21 protein-coding genes and 1 pseudogene are annotated in these 19,495 nt (G+C 71.7%); 11 read left to right on the forward strand and 11 right to left on the reverse strand.

Going from position 1 to position 19,495, the window contains the following annotated elements; all coding sequences use genetic code 11:
• Positions 1–268: 268 nt before the first annotated feature.
• The 4 genes from ABT247_RS21060 (at position 269) to ABT247_RS21075 (ending at position 2,719) form a co-directional block, all read left to right on the forward strand.
• Complete coding sequence (locus ABT247_RS21060) at positions 269–568, forward strand: ATP-binding protein (RefSeq protein ID WP_350744344.1); 300 nt, start codon at positions 269–271, stop codon at positions 566–568.
• A 271-nt stretch (positions 569–839) separates the two neighbouring features.
• Positions 840–1,325 carry an SPW repeat protein gene (locus ABT247_RS21065; protein ID WP_350744346.1) on the forward strand — a complete coding sequence of 162 codons (486 nt, stop codon included), beginning with the start codon at positions 840–842 and terminating at the stop codon, positions 1,323–1,325.
• A 449-nt stretch (positions 1,326–1,774) separates the two neighbouring features.
• Entirely contained in the window at positions 1,775–2,191 is a 417-nt protein-coding gene (locus ABT247_RS21070) for a CBS domain-containing protein (protein ID WP_350744348.1), read from the forward strand.
• Between the two features lie 72 nt (positions 2,192–2,263).
• Positions 2,264–2,719: a DUF6098 family protein gene (locus ABT247_RS21075; RefSeq protein ID WP_350744350.1), complete on the forward strand. Its 456-nt coding sequence runs from the start codon at positions 2,264–2,266 to the stop codon at positions 2,717–2,719.
• A 158-nt stretch (positions 2,720–2,877) separates the two neighbouring features.
• Here ABT247_RS21075 and ABT247_RS21080 read toward each other — a convergent pair whose 3' ends face one another.
• A complete protein-coding gene (locus tag ABT247_RS21080; protein WP_350744352.1) occupies positions 2,878–3,663 on the reverse strand; it encodes a hypothetical protein in 786 nt (261 codons plus the stop codon).
• A 416-nt stretch (positions 3,664–4,079) separates the two neighbouring features.
• A pseudogene (locus ABT247_RS21085) lies at positions 4,080–4,936 on the reverse strand (helix-turn-helix domain-containing protein).
• 127 nt (positions 4,937–5,063) lie between these two features.
• Between ABT247_RS21085 and ABT247_RS21090 the strand changes: the two are divergent.
• Positions 5,064–6,128: an aldo/keto reductase gene (locus tag ABT247_RS21090; protein ID WP_350744354.1), complete on the forward strand. Its 1,065-nt coding sequence runs from the start codon at positions 5,064–5,066 to the stop codon at positions 6,126–6,128.
• A 415-nt stretch (positions 6,129–6,543) separates the two neighbouring features.
• Here the strand turns inward: ABT247_RS21090 and ABT247_RS21095 are convergent, their stop codons facing one another.
• Positions 6,544–7,401: a LysR family transcriptional regulator gene (locus tag ABT247_RS21095; protein ID WP_350744356.1), complete on the reverse strand. Its 858-nt coding sequence runs from the start codon at positions 7,399–7,401 to the stop codon at positions 6,544–6,546.
• 70 nt (positions 7,402–7,471) lie between these two features.
• Here ABT247_RS21095 and ABT247_RS21100 point away from each other — a divergent pair, with 70 nt between their 5' ends.
• Together ABT247_RS21100 and ABT247_RS21105 are read left to right on the forward strand one after the other, a co-directional pair.
• Positions 7,472–8,203 (forward strand): SDR family oxidoreductase, encoded by a 732-nt coding sequence (locus ABT247_RS21100; RefSeq protein ID WP_350744358.1) that lies wholly within the window; start codon positions 7,472–7,474, stop codon positions 8,201–8,203.
• Between the two features lie 342 nt (positions 8,204–8,545).
• Positions 8,546–8,974, forward strand: coding sequence for an STAS domain-containing protein (locus ABT247_RS21105; protein WP_350744360.1), 429 nt, complete (start codon positions 8,546–8,548; stop codon positions 8,972–8,974).
• A 706-nt stretch (positions 8,975–9,680) separates the two neighbouring features.
• On the opposite strand, the gene ABT247_RS21110 is transcribed toward ABT247_RS21105, so the two are convergent.
• From ABT247_RS21110 to ABT247_RS21120, 3 genes are all read right to left on the reverse strand, one after another.
• Positions 9,681–9,965, reverse strand: coding sequence for a hypothetical protein (locus ABT247_RS21110; RefSeq protein ID WP_350744362.1), 285 nt, complete (start codon positions 9,963–9,965; stop codon positions 9,681–9,683).
• A gap of 192 nt (positions 9,966–10,157) precedes the next feature.
• A complete protein-coding gene (locus tag ABT247_RS21115) occupies positions 10,158–10,493 on the reverse strand; it encodes a hypothetical protein (protein ID WP_350744364.1) in 336 nt (111 codons plus the stop codon).
• Positions 10,494–10,942: 449 nt separating this feature from the next.
• The gene (locus ABT247_RS21120; protein WP_350744366.1) at positions 10,943–11,353 is read right to left on the reverse strand and encodes an ester cyclase; all 411 of its coding nucleotides are present in this window, start codon (positions 11,351–11,353) and stop codon (positions 10,943–10,945) included.
• Between the two features lie 127 nt (positions 11,354–11,480).
• On the opposite strand from ABT247_RS21120, the gene ABT247_RS21125 reads away from it, so the two are divergent.
• Together ABT247_RS21125 and ABT247_RS21130 are read left to right on the forward strand one after the other, a co-directional pair.
• Positions 11,481–12,128, forward strand: a complete 648-nt coding sequence (locus ABT247_RS21125) for a helix-turn-helix domain-containing protein (RefSeq protein ID WP_350744368.1) — start codon at positions 11,481–11,483, stop codon at positions 12,126–12,128.
• A 207-nt stretch (positions 12,129–12,335) separates the two neighbouring features.
• A complete protein-coding gene (locus ABT247_RS21130) occupies positions 12,336–12,743 on the forward strand; it encodes a hypothetical protein (protein WP_350744369.1) in 408 nt (135 codons plus the stop codon).
• Positions 12,744–13,429: 686 nt separating this feature from the next.
• Here ABT247_RS21130 and ABT247_RS21135 read toward each other — a convergent pair.
• Positions 13,430–13,564 carry a hypothetical protein gene (locus ABT247_RS21135; RefSeq protein WP_350744371.1) on the reverse strand — a complete coding sequence of 45 codons (135 nt, stop codon included), beginning with the start codon at positions 13,562–13,564 and terminating at the stop codon, positions 13,430–13,432.
• A 341-nt stretch (positions 13,565–13,905) separates the two neighbouring features.
• Between ABT247_RS21135 and ABT247_RS21140 the strand changes: the two genes are divergently transcribed.
• Together ABT247_RS21140 and ABT247_RS21145 are read left to right on the forward strand one after the other, a co-directional pair.
• Entirely contained in the window at positions 13,906–14,355 is a 450-nt protein-coding gene (locus tag ABT247_RS21140) for an SRPBCC family protein (protein WP_350744373.1), read from the forward strand.
• Positions 14,356–14,562: 207 nt separating this feature from the next.
• Positions 14,563–14,706: a hypothetical protein gene (locus tag ABT247_RS21145; RefSeq protein WP_350744375.1), complete on the forward strand. Its 144-nt coding sequence runs from the start codon at positions 14,563–14,565 to the stop codon at positions 14,704–14,706.
• 66 nt (positions 14,707–14,772) lie between these two features.
• On the opposite strand, the gene ABT247_RS21150 is transcribed toward ABT247_RS21145, so the two are convergent.
• The 4 genes from ABT247_RS21150 to ABT247_RS21165 form a co-directional block, all read right to left on the reverse strand.
• Positions 14,773–15,141 (reverse strand): hypothetical protein, encoded by a 369-nt coding sequence (locus ABT247_RS21150; RefSeq protein WP_350744377.1) that lies wholly within the window; start codon positions 15,139–15,141, stop codon positions 14,773–14,775.
• 273 nt (positions 15,142–15,414) lie between these two features.
• Complete coding sequence (locus ABT247_RS21155; RefSeq protein ID WP_350744379.1) at positions 15,415–16,254, reverse strand: hypothetical protein; 840 nt, start codon at positions 16,252–16,254, stop codon at positions 15,415–15,417.
• Positions 16,255–16,889: 635 nt separating this feature from the next.
• Positions 16,890–17,339, reverse strand: coding sequence for a hypothetical protein (locus ABT247_RS21160; RefSeq protein WP_350744380.1), 450 nt, complete (start codon positions 17,337–17,339; stop codon positions 16,890–16,892).
• Between the two features lie 761 nt (positions 17,340–18,100).
• A complete protein-coding gene (locus ABT247_RS21165; protein ID WP_350744382.1) occupies positions 18,101–18,379 on the reverse strand; it encodes a hypothetical protein in 279 nt (92 codons plus the stop codon).
• Positions 18,380–19,495 lie beyond the last annotated feature (1,116 nt).

Below are 19,495 nucleotides of genomic sequence, written 5' to 3' on the forward strand. Positions count from 1 at the left end.
GCAGCATGGAACAGATCTACCCCACCCACGATGAACTTCCGCCCACCGCATGACCGTTGGCATGCGACCGCTCCACCACATCAAGGGACACGACCGTGGAGGGATGTCCGGTCGTTCGTTGGATCGCGTCATGGGAGCCGTCTTCGACATTTGCCGCCGCCGTGTGTGGCTGTCCTTCGGCCAGTGCCCGGACCTGCCCGTCACCCGCAGCCGCGAACTCGCCCGCCGGGCCCTGTCGGGGTGAGGCCTGGCAGGCCCCGGCTGCCGGATGAGGCCGAACCTGGGCGACGACGTCCTCGTGGCGACCGCCGAACTCCTGACCAACGCCTGCGTCCACGGCGGTGGAACGCGCGTACTGGTCCTCGACTACCGCCCCGGGGTGGAACGGGTCGAAGTCAGCGACCACAACCAGGCCCAGCCACGCCTGCGCCCCGACGCCCGGGGGCAGCCGGGCGGCTACGGCCTCCTGGTCGTGGAACGCCTCACCGCCGGCTGGGGAGTGACAGCGGACGCCGGCGGCAAGACGGTATGGACGGAACTGCCCACCACCCGGCCGCGATGGTGCTGAACAAGTCGGCCGCGCTCCCGGGGCCCCGGTGCTGAGCCGAAAACGCCCCGGTGCGGTGCCGCCCGGCCGCGGCCTTCGTCCCAGGGCTTGCCCACCCTCACCGAATTCGGCGGGCACGTCCCCGCCCCGGGGCACAGCACCGCCGCGCCTTCGCGTGGCAAGGCCCGCGGCGGGCCCGGCGCACGCCGCGCGGCGAATCCGACCTCTCTGGGGTTTATGTCCGTTTTACGGGTAGGCGGGGGTGGCACCTACTCGCCCATTGGAGGCCGTCATGGCACCCACCCATCGCGCACCCATCGAAGAGCACCCTGACCTGGTGGAGCTGCGGGCCCGTCACGACCGCGCGGCTGCCACCCCCCGAGCCCAGATGATCGAGGCGCTCGCTCTCATCACCGGCCTCTACCTTGCCGCTTCGCCGTGGATCGCCGGCTTCAACGGCTTCACCACCCTCGCGGTCACCAACCTCATCGTCGGCATCGCCTACGTGCTGCTCCTGGGCGGTCTCGGCAACTCCTACGAACGCACCCACTCGATGGCCTGGGCCGCCGCCGCCATCGGTATCTGGACCTGCATCGCGCCCTGGGTCGTCGCCGGCGACGTCGCCCACACCCGCTCCATCACCAGCAACCTCATCACCGGGGCCATCGCCACACTCGTTGCTCTCGCAGCCGCTTCCGCCGCCCGTGACCGCACCGCCGGCCGACGGGGTCTCCGGGCCGCCGCTCCCCAGCGACCCACCATGCCGGGCAACCACTGACGCCCCCGGCACTGCCTGTGCTGGCGTCCACCGTGTCGAGCACCCGCAGCAGGGGCAGCGTCTTGGCGATCCGCCCCGCTCCGTCCTCCGGCCGAACGCCATCAGCACGCCCAGGTCGTGCTGATGCTCGCCGCCGTCCTCGCCGGCTGCGCCGATGCCGCGAAACTGACCGGCGCCGACGTCGCGCGGATCCCCTGGACGGACGGGGCGGGCTGCTGGGGCTGCTCCGGTCGGGGCCCGGTTCGTGGTGCGGGCCTGCCGGGTCTTGGCGCGGCGGGTTCGCAGGCAGCCGCTCTGGAGCCGGGCCGGCAGGCATGGCCCGGGTTCCGGTGGGCAGCCGAGTCGGCGAGAGGTGGACGGCGCCGGCAACGCCTGCGCGGGGCCCGGCGCGGGTCCCGTTCGGCCGGCGTGGTGCGTCCGCAAGCCCTGTGCGACGAGAGGAGAACGCCATGACCACGGCCCGCGAGATCATGACCGAGGGCGCCGAGTGCATCGGCGAGCAGGAGGCCGTCCTGGAGGCCGCGAAGAAGATGACCGAGCTGGGCGTCGGCGCCCTGCCGATCTGCGGCAGCGACGACAGGCTCAAGGGGGTCCTGACCGACCGCGACATCGTCGTCAAGGTCCTCGGGGCCGGCAAGGACCCCGCCCAGGTGAAGGCCGGCGAACTCGCCCAGGGCGAGGCCGTCACCATCGGCGCCGATGACGACGCCCACGAGATCCTGCGCACCATGGCCTCCCACCAGGTGCGACGACTGCCCGTCATCGACGGCCACCGCCTGGTCGGCATCGTCGCCCTGGCCGACGTCGCCCGCGCCCTGCCCGACGCCAAGGCCGGGGACCTCCTCCAGGCCATCTCCACCGACTGACCACGGCGCCACCCCACCGGCCGGCCCACCCCCAGGGCCGGCCGGCCCCCTCACCCCAGCGGGCCCACCACCATGCCGTCCTTCCCCCACCCCGACATCACCACCCTCGACGCCCTCGCCGACCTCCTGCGCACCCACCCCGACCGGCTCTACCTACGCTGGTCCCGCGGCCCCGACACCGACCTCAACCACGCCGGCCGCAGCCTCGACGACCTCACCGGCGTCCCCCTGCCCGGACTGTCCGCCACCTCCCTCGCGGTCGAGGACTGGTGGCAGGACCGCCCGCTGCGCCTGTGGGTCGCCCGCCGCCTGTACGACTACTGCCACCTGCGCCGCGACAAAGCCCCCGGCATCCACCCCTGGATCCTCACCGGCACGGAAACCGGCCGCGGACCGGACAACGAACCACTGCTCACCGACGCCCGCCCGCTCGCCCGCATCAGCCCCGACGTCATCGCCCAGGCCGAGCACGAGATCACCCACCAGCCCGGCACCTGGGGGCCACTGCGCCGCACCGGCCGACCGTGACACCGCCGACCCGTGCGCGGCGGTGCGGGCGAGGTCGCCCTCGTGGTCGCTGTCACGCTGCGCCCTGGGCGAATGCCGACCGCGGCAGCTGCTGGGCGGTGCGCAGCGGGATGACGCGGCAGTGGGCCGACGGCACGACCGGACCGGCGAACCGGTGATCAAGAGAGCGCCGAATACCTCATGAGTTTGGCGTTCAGCGCGGTGAGCAGTTGCTCCGCGCGCGCTTCGTTCTGGGCGACCGTCTCCGCGTCGTTCTGGCTCCCGACGAAGACGCTGAGCACCACCGAGCCCTTGGTGGCGACCAGGTAGACATAGGGGTCCGGGTGGGTCGAGTCGCCCCCCGTCGTCTGCCCCTCTTCGGCGTAGAGCTCGTCGACGGGGGCGGAGAACCCCTCGAGTGAGACCTCGTGGATGTTCTCGTTCGCGACGGATTCGCCGTTGAGGACGAAGCTCTTCGGGCAGCGCTTGCCGTCCGCCCTGCCGGTGGAAAGGTAGTTCCGGGCGTCGGCGGGTGTGGTGAACACGCTCACGGTCGTGTTGCCGCTGACCGCGGTTTCGGTGGCGTCGCCGTCGAGCGGGCGTTCCACGTTCCTGGTCATCTGGCCGCGCAGGCTCGGCGACGGGGGTACGGACTGGTATCGGCAGGACGCGTCGAGCTCGTAGGCCACGAGTTTGGCGTTCTCGGCGACACGGCTGCTCTTGAAGCCGGCGCCCCACTCGGCCGGGGTGAGGGCCACGACGGAGGCCAGGGCGCCGCTCATCACCTTGCTCTTGGCCGTGGGCGTGGCGGTGGCCGGCGGGGTGACCTGGGCCGTGGTGGCGGCGGGTGCTGGGGTCGCCGGGGAGTTCGCGGTGGAGGTGCTGGAGGAGCACGAGGACAGCAGCAGCGCAGACAGGAGGACGCAGCACACCGCTCCTGCCCCCTTGCCAAGATCGGTTCTCATCACGAGTGACTACTAAACCAGCGTCAAGATCGTCCGCGCGGGCCGGGTGCCCCGATCCCGGCCCCGCCGTCAGCGATGGAAAACCTGCGGCTCGCGGACCGGGTCGTTGAAGTCGCCAGGTCGTCCGGGTCGGCGGTGGTGTGCCCGCGTAGTGCCGACCAGCAGGGGGCGGGGTCGGGCAGTCGGACAGGGACGTCGCGCAGGACCACGGCGCCGGTGGCGGCCAGGGCGTTGAGAGCGGCTCGCGCGGTGGCGGCGATCGGTTCGGATGTGTCGGCGAAGCCGAGGGTGGCCGATCATGTGACACGCAGGGGGCGTTCGGGGGGGAGTGAGGCGGGACAGTGCCGTGGTGCCGGTGAGGGCATCGGGGTAGGAGGCGGCGTCGGCCGCGGTGCGGGCGAGTGGGCCCGAGGTGTTCAGCTTTCTTCGCACCCGTCACCGCCGCACAGCCGGTGCAGGGCCGCACGGCTCTCGTCGTCCGCGGCGCGGTAGACCAGGAGCCGCAGCTCCGGGTCCTCCAGCGGGAGCAGGACCTCGAAGTCGACGGCGATGGTCCCGACGGCCGGGTGCCGCAGCAGCTTGCGGCCGCGGCCGTCGACGCGAACCTCCCGCTCGGCCCAGAGCCGGGCGAAGTCCTCGTCTTGCGCGGTGAATTCGGCGATCAGCCCGGCCAGTGCCCGGTCCTCCGGGTGGGCGGCCCAAGCCGCGCGCAGGTGGGCGACGCCGTCCCGCAGCACCCCCTCGCGGTCGGCGTAGAAGTCTCGCATCGGCGGGTGCAGCAGGCAGAGCCACATCGCGTTCCGACGCTCCGGCGCAACAGCGTCGACTCCGGTAGCAGACGGGCCATTTCCGAGTTCCAGGCCAGCAGGTCGTAGCGGTGGTCCAGCAGCGCGGCGGGCAGCGGGGAGAGTTCGTCGACCAGGTGGGCCAGCGCCGGCGCCGGACCGGTGGCTGCCCCGCCGCGGGAACCGCCGGGGCGGCGCCGTCCGGCCAGATCGAAGAGGTAGTCGCGTTCGCCGGGTGCCAGCCGCAGGGCCCGGGCCAGCGCCGCCAGCACCTCCGCAGAGGGCCGAAGCCCCCGGCCCTGCTCCAGCCGGACCACGTAGTCGGTGCTGACCCCGGCCAGCTCGGCGACCTCCTCGCGGCGCAGACCGGGCGTCCGCCGGGCCCGCCGGTGCGCGGGCAGGCCCAGCCGCTCCGGGTCCAGCCGTTCGCGCCTGCCGCGCAGGAAGGCGGCCAGTTCCTCGGTGGTGTCCACGGTCCGTGTCGTCATGACCGGTCCAACCGCCAGGGTGGGACCGGCCTTCCCAGGAAAGTCCCTCCCTTATCCGGGGCCCGCCGCCGCCGCAGACTCGGTCCCGGCAACGGAACACGAACACACACGAGCACAGGAGAACCTCATGGCACTGGCCCTCGACGACTACCGGCTGCTGGGCCGCTCGGGACTACGGGTCTCACCGCTGGCCCTGGGCACAGCGACCTTCGGCACCGAATGGGGGTGGGGCGCAGAACGGGCAGAGGCCCGCAAGCTGTTCGACCGCTACGTCGGGCTCGGCGGCAACCTCCTCGACACCGCCGACACCTACACCGACGGCAGCTCCGAGCGCCTGCTGGGCGAGTTCGCCCACGAGGAGCGCGAACGCCTGGTGCTGGCGACCAAGTACTCGACCCTGCGCCGCCCCGGCGACCCGAACTCCGGGGGCGGGCACCGCAAGGCGCTGTTCGGCTCGGTGGAGAGCAGCCTGCGGCGGCTCGCCACCGACTACCTCGACCTGCTGTACCTGCACGTCTGGGACTTCCGGACCTCGGTGGAGGAGGTGCTGCGCGGCCTGGACGACCTGGTGAGGCAGGGCAAGGTGCTGTACGTGGCGATCTCCAACACCCCGGCCTGGCAGGTGTCCCGGATGCAGGCGATCGCCGACCTGCGCGGCTGGTCGCCGCTGGTCGCGCTGCAGGTCGAGTACAGCCTGATCGAACGCACGGCGGAGCGCGACCTGATCCCGATGGCCCGGGAGCTGGGCCTGGGCGTGGTCCCGTACTCGCCGCTGGGCGGCGGGGTGCTCAGCGGCAAGTACGGCCGGGAGGACGTGGGCGCGACGGGTGCCGGCCCCGAGGGGAGCACCCGCCGGAGCCACAACCTCGCCCTGGGCACCCTCACCGAACGCAGCCTCGGCGTGGCCGGGGTGGTCCGGGAGGTGGCCGGTGAGCTGGGGCACACCCCGGCCCAGGTGGCGCTGGCCTGGACGCTGCGGAAGCCGGGCGTGACGAGCACGCTGCTCGGTGCCCGCACCCTCGCCCAGTTGGAGGACAACCTGGGCGCCCTGGCGGTCGAGCTGACGGACGCCCAGCTGGCCCGGCTCGACGCGGCGGGCGCGATCACCCTCGGCCAGCCGCACGAACTGTTGACGAGCGAGCCCATCCGCCGGGTCACCACCGGCGACCTGCGGATCGAGACCCGCCGCTGACCCGGCCGCAGGCGGCGGGAGCGGGGGGTCCGGGGCCGTGGTCGGTTCACCGTCCGGGCGAGCCACGTCCGGGTCGGCGTCTGGTTCGGGCGCGGCCACGCCGTTCCAGCGCCGGTACCGGGTCTTCACCGCCCGCCTGCCCGACCACATGGTCGCGGCCGTCGCCCCGGTCGAGCACGCCGAGATCTGGGATTGCTGGAGTAGCGGTGGACCCCGCGCGCATCGAGTGGACCGAAGGTCCGCGTGCCGCTCCAGTGGCTTGGCTCGGTTCGTCGACCGCGTCATTGGTTCGCCGTCCGCTGCCCGTCATCGTGCCTCCAGGTGTGATCTCCACGGTGGCCATGAGGGCGTCCTGGAGTGTTCGCACGCCTGCGAGCAGGACGGGGGCGCCTCCCACCCCGCGTGTCTCCCCGCTCTACCCGCCGTGGCCCGTCGCCGTGCCCGCCACGGCGGCGGCTGCGCGTACGAAGGCGGCCAGGGCTGGGGAGGTGGCGTGCTCGGGCCAGGCGAGCACGAGCGTGGTGGGATCGGCATCATCGACTGGGACAGCGACCAGGTCGTCGCGCAGCTGGTCGCGGATGGAGGAGGGGAGGACGGCGACCATGCGGCGCAAGGCGATGAGGTGGAGAAGCCGGCTAAGGTCATGGATCTCGGGTCCGTGTGCGCCATCCCCAGATGCGCCCGGCCAGCGCGGCAGGGGCTCCCCGGCGAGGTCGTTCAGGCAGACCCGAGTACGGCCCGCGAGGCGATGCGACCTGGGTGTCACGAGAAGTTGCGTCTCGGTCAGGAGGTCCTGGGTGTCCAGGCCGGTGAGGTCGTGGTGGGGGCGGTGAAGCAGGGCGGCGTCGGCACGGCCCTCCCGCAGGAGGATCTCACGCTCGCCGAAGCTGCACACCAGCTCGACCGGCAGCGCACCCGGCTCAGCCTGATAGGCGTCGAGGATCGCGGGCAGCAGGCCACCGTCGCCGCCCGGCTTGATGACCAGGACCAGACGCGGGTCGGCGCGGCCGGCCCGCCGGGTGCGGCGCGCCGCGGCCGACGCGGCGTCGAGCACCGTACGGCTCTCGCGGAGCAGGACGGCCCCCGCCTCGGTCAGTGCGACCCGGCGACCGCCACGTTCCAACAGGGCTACGCCCAGCCGCCGTTCGAGCTGCTGAATGGCGCGGGAGAGCGGCGGTTGGGTCATTCCCAGCCGGGCGGCCGCCCGACCGAAGTGCAGTTCTTCGGCGACAGCGCTGAAGTAGACGAGCTCGCGGACCTCCAGTCTTTCCATACCCGCACGGTATCGCTGCGTACCTGGTCGGTGTTGGAACGCCCGGCCGCCCCCGTGGTTGGCTGAACGCATGACAGAAACCACGACTGCCCTGGTCACCGGTGCGAACAAGGGCATCGGGCGCGAGGTCGCAGCCCGGCTCGCCGCGCTCGGCATGGACGTCCTGCTGGCCTCGCGCGACCCGCACCGCGGTGCGGCAGCCGCAGCCGACCTGGGCCCGCGGGTGTACCCGGTCACCCTGGACGTCACTGACCGCGCCAGCGTCCTATCCGCCGCCCGCTGGATCGAGGAGCGCTTTGGCCGGCTGGACATCCTGGTCAACAATGCCGGCATCTCTGGCGACCTCGCCGCCCAGAGCCCTGGCAGTGTCGAACTGCCCGTGGTACGCGAGGTTTTCGAGACCAACGTGTTCGGCGTGATCAGCGTGACCACCACGATGCTGCCGCTGCTCGCCCGCTCCCCGGCCGCTCGGATCGTCAATGTCAGCAGTGGACTGGGCTCCATCGCCCGGATGACCGATCCCGAGGACTACTTCACAACCCGGCTCCCGTTGGCCGCGTACGTCCCGTCCAAGACCGCACTCAACTCGCTGACCGTGCAGTACGCCAAGGAACTGCGCAGCCGCAACATCCTGGTCAACGCCGCCGATCCGGGGCCGTGCGCGACCGACCTCACCACCGCGTTCCCCGGCCTCACCCGCACCGTGGCCGACGGCGCGGCCGTGGTCGTCCGGCTCGCCACGCTGCCCGATGACGGGCCGACCGGCGGCTTCTTCGACGAGCACGGCCCGGTTCCCTGGTGAGCGGGCCCTGGTTCCAGAAGGACGCCGTCGTGGCCGCGGTGCGCGAGGTGAAGGACAGCGGCCGCGCGACGGTGGTCGCCGGACCGGCTCCGGCAAGACCTTTGTCGCGCCGCCTGCGCGCGCCGTCTGGCCGCGAAGGGGCGGGTGCCCGTCACCGCGCCGCCAATCGCCGGCGACCGCCGGGCGAAGGACCGTCTGGCCGACCTCACCCACGACCCGGACAGTGGCAGTGGACGCCGAGGGCAAGACGGTGTGGGCGAAACTGCTCACCACCCGGCCGCGGTGGTGCTGAACAGGGGCGGCATCCCCTGGCGGCCCCGGTGCTGGGCCGAAAACGCACCGGTGCGCACCCGCCCGGCCGCGATCTACAGTGGCTTGTGCCGTACGGCCTGCGCGCGGGAAGGGAGCGGTCCGATCGACGACACGGGTGTTTTCGCGGTCACGGTCCGGGACAGCCTGGCCGGGCCGGTGCTGGTGTGCGCGGGGGAACTGGACGTGGACCAGGTGCCGGTCTTCACGGCGGCCGCCCACCGCGCCCTGGCCGCCCGCCCGGTGCCGCCGATGCTGCTGATCGACCTGCACGAGGTGACGTTCATGGACTCGGCCGGGTTGAACGCCCTGCTGCTGGCACGGATCCAAGCCCGCCGCCAGGGCACCGTCATCCACCTCGTCCACCCCTCCCAGCAGGTCGCGCGCCTGCTCGACATCACCGGCTGCGACCAGGTCTTCCCCGTCGACCCGGACGTGCCCTCGCCCTGGCCCTCGCGCTGACCCACCGGGGCGCGCCCCGCGCGATGGCCGAACGCCGCTCCGGTCCCGCGGGCAGATAGCGGGTGGTGGACTCACCTCGCGGGCGTGCGCGCCTGGCCGGCGCGGCCCCGTACGGTCGGTGGGGACCAAGGCCACGACGATGAGCGGGACGTGCCCAGTGACGCATCTCGGCGAAGGCGACGCCCAGATGACGACTGGTACGTGTCGCGGCCCGCATGGCCGTGGTGTGCGGGGGCAGGCTGTCGCCCATGACGACACGAGGTCCGCGTCGCAGCCGGAGGCTGTCGCGCGCGAAGGCCCTTGGTGTGCCGTTGGCCGCCTTGGAGGCGCAGCGCCCGCGCGTGGTTCCCGCCCCGCCCCCGTCGGCCGGGCCGGCTGCTGGCCAGCCGTCTACGGACCTGCCCGCGCCGGGTGTGCCTGCGCTGGCTCGCCCGCGGGAGGAACCGTGCTGCCGCGTCCGTACGGAGCGCACCGTCAGCCTCGGCGGGACCGTGTTCATGATTCACCGCCATCAGAGCGGCTGCCCGCGGTGGACCCTTCCCGCCCCGGACTGAGTCCACCTGCACCTCGCCTGGCACCGGCCGTGTGCCGGGCTGTGGGATGCCTCAGGTTCTCGGGGCGAGGCGGGCCGGGGTGGTGAGAAGAGAAAGCTGGCCGGCTGCGGCGGCGTGCTGGAAGTCGAAGACGCTGGTGAACGGGCCGGTGATCAGCAGCAGGGTGCGGTGGGTGCGGATGGCGCGACGCCATTCGCGGTCGCGGTGATTGGGCCGTCGAACCGGGCATGGCCACCGGGGCGGTGGATGGTCAGCCGGTTGTCGTCGGCCAGGACCGTTGACCAGGCGGGGGCGGGGGTGGCGGTGCCGTGATCGGACCAGCCGTCCTCGGCGATCGGCAGGCGGGTGGCGGAGCCGGGAACGACCAGGACCAGCCGGCGGTCTGGCATGAACTCCGGCCACGGGTGGGCCGCTCCGGCACGGCTGATCAACTGCATGCACCCTCCCTTCCCCCAGCCTGGCCGCTCACGCTGGCGCTCGGCGTGTCACATCATCAGCCACCTGCCGGTGGCGCGCAGGGCGAGTCCACACACGGGCTGGTGACGGCTGTGGAACAGTGATGGCGGCCCTGCTCACCCGACCGGACGGTGACCTGCGCCAGGGGCTGCCCGCTCCTGTTTCCAAGTGTGTCAGAGCCGTCGGTCTCCGCGCCGGCGGCGTGCAAAGCGTTCCCGCAGTCGGTTCCCACCGATCAGGATGGGACGGATAAACGGGGCAGCTGTGACCACCATCAGCTGGGCGACCGCCGCGACCGGAAGGTGCAGGAGGAACAACCCGCAAGCACAGGCCACAAGCAGTGCATAGGACAGCACCGTCGTGGCAACGACGGTCAGCTCCCACCCTCGTGAGAGCCGGTTCGAGGGCCACATTGCGATCCCGATGGCGAAGAAGGCGATGACCAGCACTGTCGCCTCCACGGTGGTCAGGACAACCGCCACGAGAACGTCGACTATCCACATCGGCATCCGGTCATCCTCGCGCCGATACTCAGAACCCGTCATGAGTACGGGTACTCAATCGCTGCGCTGCGGCCGCGGTTCGGATGGCGAGCGCCCGGCGCAGGCCGGCCGCTGCCGCGGAGGCGTGCCGCTCTGGCCCGGCCGGTCGTTGGGCACGGCACGCGTTGGACGGAGGAATAGGGCCTGGGGCGGCATCGGCGCCCTCGCGACGAGGCGGTGCCGCACGACGCCCGGCCGCTGGCCCCCGTGGTGCCGCTTCGGCGCCGCCTGCGGTGGAACCGCTGACCAATCCGGCGAGGAGTTCGCTCGCGTGGTGGTCTGACGGCTGGTCCGTCCCGAGCGGAGCCGACCCTGGCCCCGTTGCTCCATGGAGCTGGAGCGGTGGGGCCAGGGTGGCGGTGCTGGGAGATCAGCCGGATGTTTGCTGCCCGTCGGCGGTGTGGGCGGTAGTCGGGTCACTCGCCCTTGAGCTGTTGCACCAGGCCGAGCCGGTCGATGACGGCGTGGCGCTCGCTGATGCGGTCGCCGACGAAGCGGAACAGGGCGAAGGCCTCCGTGCTGACGCGCTTGCCGGTGGCCGGGATGCCCATCAGTGGGCCGGTGTGGGTGGCCGTCATGCGCCAGCGGACGATGACGTCGTCGCCCTCGCCGAGCAGGTCGAGGATTTCGAACGTCGGGTCGGTGTGGGTGGCGTGCACCTCGCGGATGGCGTCCTTGAAGCCCTGCGGGCCCCGCACGTTCTGGTGCTTGCCTTCGCTGGTGGTGAAGTCCGCGGTGAACAGCTCGTCGGCGACGTCCACGTCGCCGGCTTCGAGGGCCTTGTAGAGGCGGCGGACGGCGTTCTTGCGGTACTCGACGGTGGTCATGGGTCCCCTCCCGAGACGGATCCGAGCGGATCGCCGAGCGACTTACTGAGCGATCCATCAGTAAGTTAATCTCTTCCTGAGCGATTACTCAAGCAGGCGGGGCGACAGGGAGAGACGGAGGCCCAAGATGGCTCAGGCGCGAAGCGGTCGGCCCTCGGCCGGGGTGCGGGAGGCTCTGCTCAAGGCGACCGGGGAGGCGCTCGGGGAGGCCGGGCTGGCGCTGTCCACCAAGGAGATCGCCCGCCGGGCGGGCGTCGCGGAGTCGAGCATCTTCTATCACTTCGGCGACCGGCTGGGCCTGCTCCAGGCCGTCATCGGACTGCACCTGCCCGCGTTCGCCGACGCGACGGCCGTCCTCGGCGCGCCGGAGGGTCCCCCCGGGCCCGCGTCCGCCCCGGCGGCCGCAGAGGTCGACCCCGGCCCCGAGTTGGAGGCCGACCTCGCCGCCCTGCTCGCCCGCCTCGAACGGTTCTACCGTCGGATCATGCCGATCCTGGGCGCCGTCCAGTCCGACGCCCAGCTGCGCGGGCTGCTCGCCGAACGCGGCGGCGAGGTCGGCCCGCACCTCGCCCTCGGGGCGGTCGCCGACGCCGTCCGGGCCCGCCAGGCAAACGGCCGGCTCCCTGCCGCGCTCGACCCGTCCGCCGCGGCTCTGCTGCTCGTCGGCGCCGCCCACCAACGGGCCCTGCACGCCCACCTGCTGGGAGAGGCCGCGGCCCGCTTCCTCCCTCCGGTGGCGGCCGTCGCCCGCACCCTCGCCCCGGCCTTCCGGTAGCGCACCACGCCGGGTCACCCGGTCCGGCTCGGGCCGCCGGGGTCTGGCTCGGTCGGGGGAGAGGGGTCGGTTCGAACGCCACCCCCTGCCCTACGGCCGTCACCAGCGCGTCTGCGGATTCGCCCTCCGTGCCGCCGGAAGGTGGCCGATGATGTTGCATGGCCGGAGCGGGGGGGAGCGGTCCGAGCCGGGGGAAGGGGAGGGCGCATGCAGTTGATCAGCCGCACCGGGGCGGAGAGTCGTCCATGGCCGGAGTTGATGCCCGACCGCCGCCCGGTCCTAGTCGTGCCCGCCGCCCCGACCCGCCTGCCGGTCGTCGACGACGGCTGGGCCGACCGCGACAGCGCCGGCCCCGAGCTTGCCACCCGTCCCGTTCCGGCCTGGTCTGCGGTTCTGGACGACGACGACCGGCTGGTCATCCACCGCCCCGGCGGCGTGATCTGGTTCGACGGCCGGATCGCCGCCGGCCGCGAGTGGCGGCGCGCGATCCGCACCCACCGCAGCCTGCTGCTGATCACCGGCCCGTTCACCAGCGTCCTCGACTTCCAACACGCCGCCGCGGCCGGCCGGCTCTCCCTCCTCACCACAGCGGCCCGGCTCGCAGCGAGCACCTGAGCTCAGCGCGGCTGCAGGACGTCGACGGCCAGGAGCTCAGGCTGCTCGACGACGTTCCCAGCAGGGTGCGCCGCCGGCAGCCGGCATGACCCTGGAGGCCATCCAGCAAGTTCTGGAACGCGCCCGGGATGTCGAGCACGCCGACGCCGGAGACAAGTCCGCCTTCGCCGCCGCGGCCGACCGGCTCGCCGAGTGGCAGCGCGGCCCCCCACCCCGTGTCCTGGTCCCAGCACCGCTGCGCCTTGCGCGGCAGGACCGGTTCTCGCGGGTCCCGTGTCGCGGCCCGCATGGCCCTGGTCCGCGGGGGCAGGCTGTCGCCCATGACGACACGAGGTCCCCGTCGCAGCCGGAGGCTGTCGCGCGCGAAGGCTCTTGGTGTGCCGCTGGCCGCCCTTGAGGCGCAGCGCCCGCGCGCGGTTCCCGCCCCGCCCCCGCCGGCCGGGCCGGCAGCCCGCCAGCCGTCTGCGGACATCTCCGCGCCGGACCTGCCCGCGCCGGGGATGCCTGCGCCGGTTCGCCCGCGGGATGAGCCATGCTGCCGCGTTCGCACGGAGCGCACCGTCAGCCTCGGCGGGACCGTGTTCATGATTCACCGCCATCAGTCCGGCTGCCCACGATGGACCCCTCCCGCCTCTGACTGAGTCCCCGGGTGATTGAACAAAGGTGCCCAGGGCGGTGGGGTGCGCTCAGGCTCCAGCTCGGCTTCCAAGGGGTGTGGCGGGGCCGAGGAGGGTGAGGGTGATCACGGCGCCGGCGGTCATGTCGAGGTCCGCGTCGTCGCCGCCGGCCCAGGTGGGCAGGCCTCCGTCGGCGCGGGCCATGCGGGTGGGCGGCGCTGCGGTCCAGGTGGAGCCGATAGCGGTGGGAGTCCAGGGCGTTGAGGAACTCGATGCAGCGGCAGGCCGGATGCCGCTCGCGTAGGGCCATCCGTCGTCCTGGGCTCCGTAGCGCTTTCTTCTTCCCGCGCCAGGCAGCCGACCTGGTCCGCGCCACCATCGACACCCGCAACCCCGGCATCGGACGCGCCGGGTGCCCGGATGGCCGCGACCGGTTGCCGGGCCGCGCCGTGCGGGGCCGAATCGGTAGGAGCCGGGCATATCGGCATCAGGTTCGGGCAGGCGGTGTCCAAGCCCAACGAAGCGACTCGAAGGTGAGTACAGCGATGAGCAAGGTGCAGGAATCGATCGACGTGGACGTGCCGATCAGTACCGCGTACAACCAGTGGACGCAGTTCGAGGACTTCCCCAAGTTCATGGACGGTGTGGAGGAGATCACCCAGATCGACGACCGGCACAATCATTGGAAGACGAAGATCGCCGGGGTCTCCCGGGAGTTCGACACCGAGATCGTCGACCAGGTCCCGGATGACCACGTCGCCTGGCGCACTATCAGCGGCGACGTGGAGCAGACCGGCATGGTGCGCTTCGAGCCCATTGACGCCACCCACACGCGCGTCATGATGGAGATGGACTTCCAGCCCGGCGGCATGGCCGAGAAGGCCGCCGACATGATGGGCATGCTCGACCGGCAGGTGAAGGGCGACCTGCGCCGCTTCAAGCACTTTATCGAGGAGCGTGGCGCCTCCACCGGTGGCTACCGCGGCACCCTCTGACCCACAGTCCCTGATGCCCCCGCCGCACCGCGGCGGGGGCATCGCCGCGTCGAGTCCGGCCGAGCGGGACGCCCCGGCACGCCAAGCCCCGCCCACCCGAGCCGGCCGCCCTGGTGACCGAGTACGACACCGCCGCGGCCGACTACGACCGGCCGCTCACCATCAGCACGGCCTGGGCATGAGGCCGCTGGAGGTGTTGCGGCCTTCGTGCTGCTCGCTCTTGGCGAGCTGACCGGTGCGACGCTCGCGGTTAAGGCCGCCGGCCGCTTCGGGCGTTGCCTGCCGCAGGCCGGAATCCGGATCGCCTTCGGCTCGATGGCGGCCTACGGGCTCCAGATCAGCCGCCGGTAGGCCGACCTCACCCTCCTGGCGATGACCCACCGGGTCGTCGATTGCTGAGCCGATGGGCGAGGGACTCTAGAAGGTGCCCCAGGCGGCGTTGGGGGCGTAGTTCGAGTTGAACTGCGTGTTGCCCTTCCCGGCCTGGGTGTTGACGATGTTGGGCTGATTCGCGTTGTCGAGGGGCAGGTCTGCGCCGCCGCAGTGGTTCAGGGGGCCGAGGAGCGGCACCTGGGCCTGGAGTCCTTGCGCGGAGCCGCTTGTGCCGGTGGTCCGTCCGTAGGGCTGGGTGCGGGTGTAGGAGTTGAGGCAGGAGTTGTCGTGCGACGGGGACGCGATCACGATGATCCCGCCCGCCGCCGCCGGGGCGGCCGTCGCGAAGCCTGCGCACAGGGCCGCCGAGGTGAGGACGAGGCCGGTCGCCATCCGGTACGGGGTAGTGGTCATACCTGCCGAACGACGCCCTGCCGCGCAGGACACTGCACCAGCCCCGGGGACCGCCCCAACGGTGCTGGCAGACCAGCGGGCCGTTCCGGGCTTGCGGCCCGGCGCCTGCGTCGCTCCTGACCCGGCGTCCGGGTGCAGGCCGCTGGTGTGAGGTGGGCCGTCGAGCCGGTCCGCGTCCGGGGTGGGCGCTGGTGGCGTTTCATCGGCTGGGGTCGGCGTCCGGTCCGGCGGCGCTGCGTGGCCTGCCGGCCGCTCGGCCGGGCTGGGGCAGGGTCATGGGTTCGGCCAGGCCGTTGCTGCGCTGCCGGTGTTGTTCCAGGTGGTGGCGTAGGTGGCGAGGGCGGTGTGGAGGCGTTGGCCTTCGGGGGTGTGGGGTAGGCGGATTCTGCGGTGGACGAGTGCGGCGGTGTCGCGGCGGGCGTGGGGGAGGACGACGGTGTCGCCGTGGTCGACGGCGGTCACCAGGCGCTGCAGGACATGGTCGGCGGCTGGGGACAGTCCCGGGCTCGCGCGCCCGACCAGCGCCCGGGCGGCCGCGACGAGTTCTGCCTCGGCCGCTGCCAGGCCGCGGTCCTGTCCGCTCTGCTGTGCTGCGGCGGTTCCGGCACCGCTGTGGGGCGCGGGCTTCGCCGTGGCCGTGGTGGCGTCGGTGGTGTGCCTGCCTGCTTCGTTGGGAGCGCTTTCCCGTGTGGTGTTGAGGGCCGGCGGCCGGGAGCCGGAGCGGGAACGCGAGTGGGAGCGGGTGGGGAGAGGCTCGTCGTGATCGGTGGTGTCCGGGGGAAGGGGGGCCGGCGCCTGCTCGGTGGCCGATGTGCGGTCGCGGCGGTCGCCGTCCGCGGCCGTGGTGTTCGCGTTCGGCTCGTCCGGGACGATTCCGCAGGCGCTGCGGAAGGCGGTGAGGAGGTCGTCCGGGACGGTCTGCTGGCCATCGACGTGCCGGTGCCCGCCCGCCCCGGGCCGGACGCGCGCCGCACCGCGGGCGCCATCGCCTTCACCACCGGCCATAGCGGCCCCGGCTTCCGGGGCGGGCAGCGCGAGCACCGTGAAGGCGGCGTCGAGCGCGGCCCGGGCGGCGCGTGCGTGCCGGGCGAACGCCACCAGCTTCACCCCCATCGAGCTCCTCCAGGGCACGCTGCGCCTGTTCGCCGCCGCCCAGGCCGTCGAGCAGCGTGCGGGCCTCGGCGCGCAGGGCGGGCAGCATCTCGGCGAGGCGGCGCCGGCGGTGCTCCGCCTGTCGGCAGGCCGGAGTGCAGTGCACGCCCGGGCGGCCGGTGGCCGCCTCGGCCGCTGGTCGTGCCGTCCTGGTTCCCGGCTCCGGGTTCCGGCCCGGGCCTGGGCCGCGGACCGCCGGGCGCCGGCAGAGCCGAATGGGTTCCGCGTGAGGGTGTGACCTGGTGCGGCTTGAGTGGGTGTTTTGCCTGTTTCTTGTGTTTTTTGGCAGTGCGGTTGGACTATATCGCGGGGGAGGGAGCGAGGTCGGAGTGGTGGTGTCGGGTCGAGTCGTGGTTGCTGTCCGTACTCGCTGTGGTCATGCCATGACCGTCCGACTCGTTTGTCTTGGGTCTAGGGATGTGGTGTCGGTTCCTGTGTTGCCGATGATTTCGCCGGGGCGGATTTTCACGGCCTTTTTGATGTGCTTTAGCGGGTTTTTCGACGGTGCAGTGCCAGCTTGTTCGAGAAATCTGGGACGGCCCGCTCTGCCCCGCGTTCTCCCGCGTTGCGGAGGGTAATGGCCATCACCTTCCGGATCACCTTGCTATTCGCTCAAGGCGCCATGTTCGCGCATTAGGGTCCCAAGCGATCTGGGCCTTCTGGGAACTCGCCACATAAGGGCGCCGTTCGAGCGGCAATCCGCAAAGCTTGATCCCCATCTGCCATCGCCCCTTCCTTTCTTCCCAGGCCAAGGTGTCGGCTACGCCAGGGGGAGTTGGCGGCAACTGGATGGTCGCGAGCTGTTTCCACGCCTCATTCGGCAAATTCGGACGGATGGAGATCTCAATTCCCGTTTTAGTATCCTTGATGACGACGCCATCTATCTGATTTTCTGGAAATTCGATCGATGTGTCTTCATGTCGAGGCGCCCGCATTTTGTAAAGCTTTTCGACGCCCCGCTTGATCCACTGCCAGGTATCTTTACCCGCCTCGGATGTCAAGCCATGCAGCCAAGCATTGAGCGGCAAAGAAAGGAGCAGAATCACCGGTGGTATCCAGTTGCTGCTCTCGCCCCTGGCTATGTACAGTTCTTCGCCTGGAGAAGGTGGCGGAGCTGCCAACGAAGCATGGACGACCTCCTCCCAGCTGAGAGGCTTGCGTCCTGACAGCACCCTGTGCAGCGCATCGTCATGCCATGCGTCCGCTGCCTTCTGAAGCTGCCTTCGCGTAGGAGGCCGATTGGCCTTGGAGCCCAGGTGGGCACGGCGAAGCACCGCGGTACCTTTTTGAAGCGACTTGCCTGTGGCCTCCCAGGCAGAAATCTCCCGAGCCAGTGACCCGTCGCGCGATTCCGAGAGATATTTTCTCCAGGTCCTCTCGAGCTCGCTCGCCAAACCTTGGTTAAGCAGTAGTCCCGCCAGTTCTTCCGCGACACGTTCGGCGTCCCTCTTGTTTATGGCGCCGGAGGCGGGACCAGTTGTCTGAATAGACAGACCCAGATCAGGCCCGGCTGATGGAAGCCGAACAGCCAGGTCGAATGGCGTACATGCCGTGCCCCGGAGTTCGGCCCGAGCGTACGTTTTGAGCATCCTCATCACCCGCCTCACACGGAGGGTCAGGGACTTCACTACGACAGTTTTACTCTCCTACTCACGTTCCCCTTTCACAACTTCACTTGCAGCTTCTCGGCCCGGGCTGTGCCCGACTGGTCCGCCCCGGGGTAAAACTCGCATGTCTCAGCGAAGCTTCCGTAAGGGCACGAAGCGACCTAAACGCCATCGAGGTCGGCCGCGTTCCGCTACTGGGCCTACTTGGTCGCTGCGCCCCGGCTGCTGGCCGCCGGGGCGCAGTCCAGGCTGTTGTCCTGGCTGCCCTGTGCCGCGCCCTGGCCGCGGTCCTGGTCGCCGGGCGCCGCCGTCTTGGCCGCGGGTGCTGGGCGGCCGTCAGGCCGTCCTGCTGCGCTCCGGGGTGGCCGGCCTCGGCCGGGCCGCGGTTCGACGTCGCAGTCGTCCTGGTCGTCCTGGTCGTCCTGGTCGTCCTGGTGGCCGCCGTCCCGCCCCCGGGCCCGCCCCCGCCCGCTCCGCACCGCGCCCCGCCCAGGCCCGCTCCGGTCCGGACTGTGCCCCGCTTCCCGGTCTCGGCGCATCGTGCCGCACCCGACCGACCGGTGCCCGCTGTGCGGCATCGCTGGGCGGGTGCCCCGGGACGTCCGGCGAGGGGTCGCCAGGCCAGGCCGGGGAACGGGGTTTCCCGCGCCCTCTGGAGGTTTTGCTACGCCTGTTTTCGGGGGCGCCGCAGGCATTGTCCGAGGGGCCGTCAGGCCCATTCCACACCCGAAGCTACGGCTTTCTCCCGGAACTTCCCGAACCGCGCTTTCGATGTATTCCGGTGCCGCGTCTAGGTGTCGCGTTCCGGCGGGAACGGGATGGGCAATCCGGCCGGTTACCGATACCCGGCGACGGAGGGAATGCCGCCAGAAAGGGGCCGGGATCCCATCAGCGTTCCCGACGGGGCGAGGAGGCGGGCCCCGTGGTGTCATTCCGGCGCATTATCGGCGGGGCGTCCCGGTGACATCCTCGCGTACGTCGACGGCCCCGTGCTGCGCCTTGTCCGGGGTGTTTCCGGCCGGGGCGGGCCGTGAGGGCCGGGGGCGGTGTCCCGCGCCGCGCTGTTCCGTGTCTGAGGCCGTCGGAGGGCCCGGCGGCGCTGCCCATCGGTGGGGGCCCGGCAGGGCCCCCGGACGGGTTTGGTGCTGCTGTCGGGGATTTGCGCCATATCGTCAACGGGGGTTCTCGGACTATCACCCTCCCCGTCAGGGGAGGGCCCTCTACCCGAAATTCGCGTCACATCGTCAACGGGGCCGGGGCGGTGGAGGGAGAGGGAGCTTCTACCCGAAATTCGCGTCACATCGTCAACGCTCGCCGAGCAGGGGCCGCACCCCGCCATCAGTCGACGCTCCGTCAGAGGCTAAGCTGGCCTTACCTATTCGCCGCAGGCGAATACGCCCCAGCCACCCCGCCCGGCGCAGCCGGGCCCCGAGGCGCAGCCGAGGGCCAGCCACGCACGGTGACGGCGTAGCCGGCACCCCCGCACCTGGCGGTGCGTCAGCACCGCCCAACGGGCCGTCAGGCCCGTTGCAAGCCGCAGGCTTCCGCCCCCAGCACGGCCGCGGTCAGCTCCCCGTCGTCGAGGAACGCCCGGC

The sequence above is a fragment of the Kitasatospora sp. NPDC001539 genome, assembly GCF_040298565.1.
In the GTDB taxonomy this organism is placed as follows: domain Bacteria; phylum Actinomycetota; class Actinomycetes; order Streptomycetales; family Streptomycetaceae; genus Kitasatospora.

Coding starts and splice junctions, on each gene's coding strand:
- ABT247_RS21075 (WP_350744350.1), top strand. CDS start 2,264: ATGCCGTCCTTCCCCCACCCCGACATCACCACCCTCGACGCCCTCGCC.
- ABT247_RS21060 (WP_350744344.1), top strand. CDS start 269: ATGAGGCCGAACCTGGGCGACGACGTCCTCGTGGCGACCGCCGAACTC.
- ABT247_RS21090 (WP_350744354.1), top strand. CDS start 5,064: ATGGCACTGGCCCTCGACGACTACCGGCTGCTGGGCCGCTCGGGACTA.
- ABT247_RS21110 (WP_350744362.1), bottom strand. CDS start 9,965: ATGCAGTTGATCAGCCGTGCCGGAGCGGCCCACCCGTGGCCGGAGTTC.
- ABT247_RS21130 (WP_350744369.1), top strand. CDS start 12,336: ATGCAGTTGATCAGCCGCACCGGGGCGGAGAGTCGTCCATGGCCGGAG.
- ABT247_RS21070 (WP_350744348.1), top strand. CDS start 1,775: ATGACCACGGCCCGCGAGATCATGACCGAGGGCGCCGAGTGCATCGGC.
- ABT247_RS21120 (WP_350744366.1), bottom strand. CDS start 11,353: ATGACCACCGTCGAGTACCGCAAGAACGCCGTCCGCCGCCTCTACAAG.
- ABT247_RS21080 (WP_350744352.1), bottom strand. CDS start 3,663: ATGAGAACCGATCTTGGCAAGGGGGCAGGAGCGGTGTGCTGCGTCCTC.
- ABT247_RS21065 (WP_350744346.1), top strand. CDS start 840: ATGGCACCCACCCATCGCGCACCCATCGAAGAGCACCCTGACCTGGTG.
- ABT247_RS21155 (WP_350744379.1), bottom strand. CDS start 16,254: ATGGGGGTGAAGCTGGTGGCGTTCGCCCGGCACGCACGCGCCGCCCGG.
- ABT247_RS21135 (WP_350744371.1), bottom strand. CDS start 13,564: ATGGCCCGCGCCGACGGAGGCCTGCCCACCTGGGCCGGCGGCGACGAC.
- ABT247_RS21115 (WP_350744364.1), bottom strand. CDS start 10,493: ATGCCGATGTGGATAGTCGACGTTCTCGTGGCGGTTGTCCTGACCACC.
- ABT247_RS21095 (WP_350744356.1), bottom strand. CDS start 7,401: ATGGAAAGACTGGAGGTCCGCGAGCTCGTCTACTTCAGCGCTGTCGCC.
- ABT247_RS21100 (WP_350744358.1), top strand. CDS start 7,472: ATGACAGAAACCACGACTGCCCTGGTCACCGGTGCGAACAAGGGCATC.
- ABT247_RS21150 (WP_350744377.1), bottom strand. CDS start 15,141: ATGACCACTACCCCGTACCGGATGGCGACCGGCCTCGTCCTCACCTCG.
- ABT247_RS21125 (WP_350744368.1), top strand. CDS start 11,481: ATGGCTCAGGCGCGAAGCGGTCGGCCCTCGGCCGGGGTGCGGGAGGCT.
- ABT247_RS21140 (WP_350744373.1), top strand. CDS start 13,906: ATGAGCAAGGTGCAGGAATCGATCGACGTGGACGTGCCGATCAGTACC.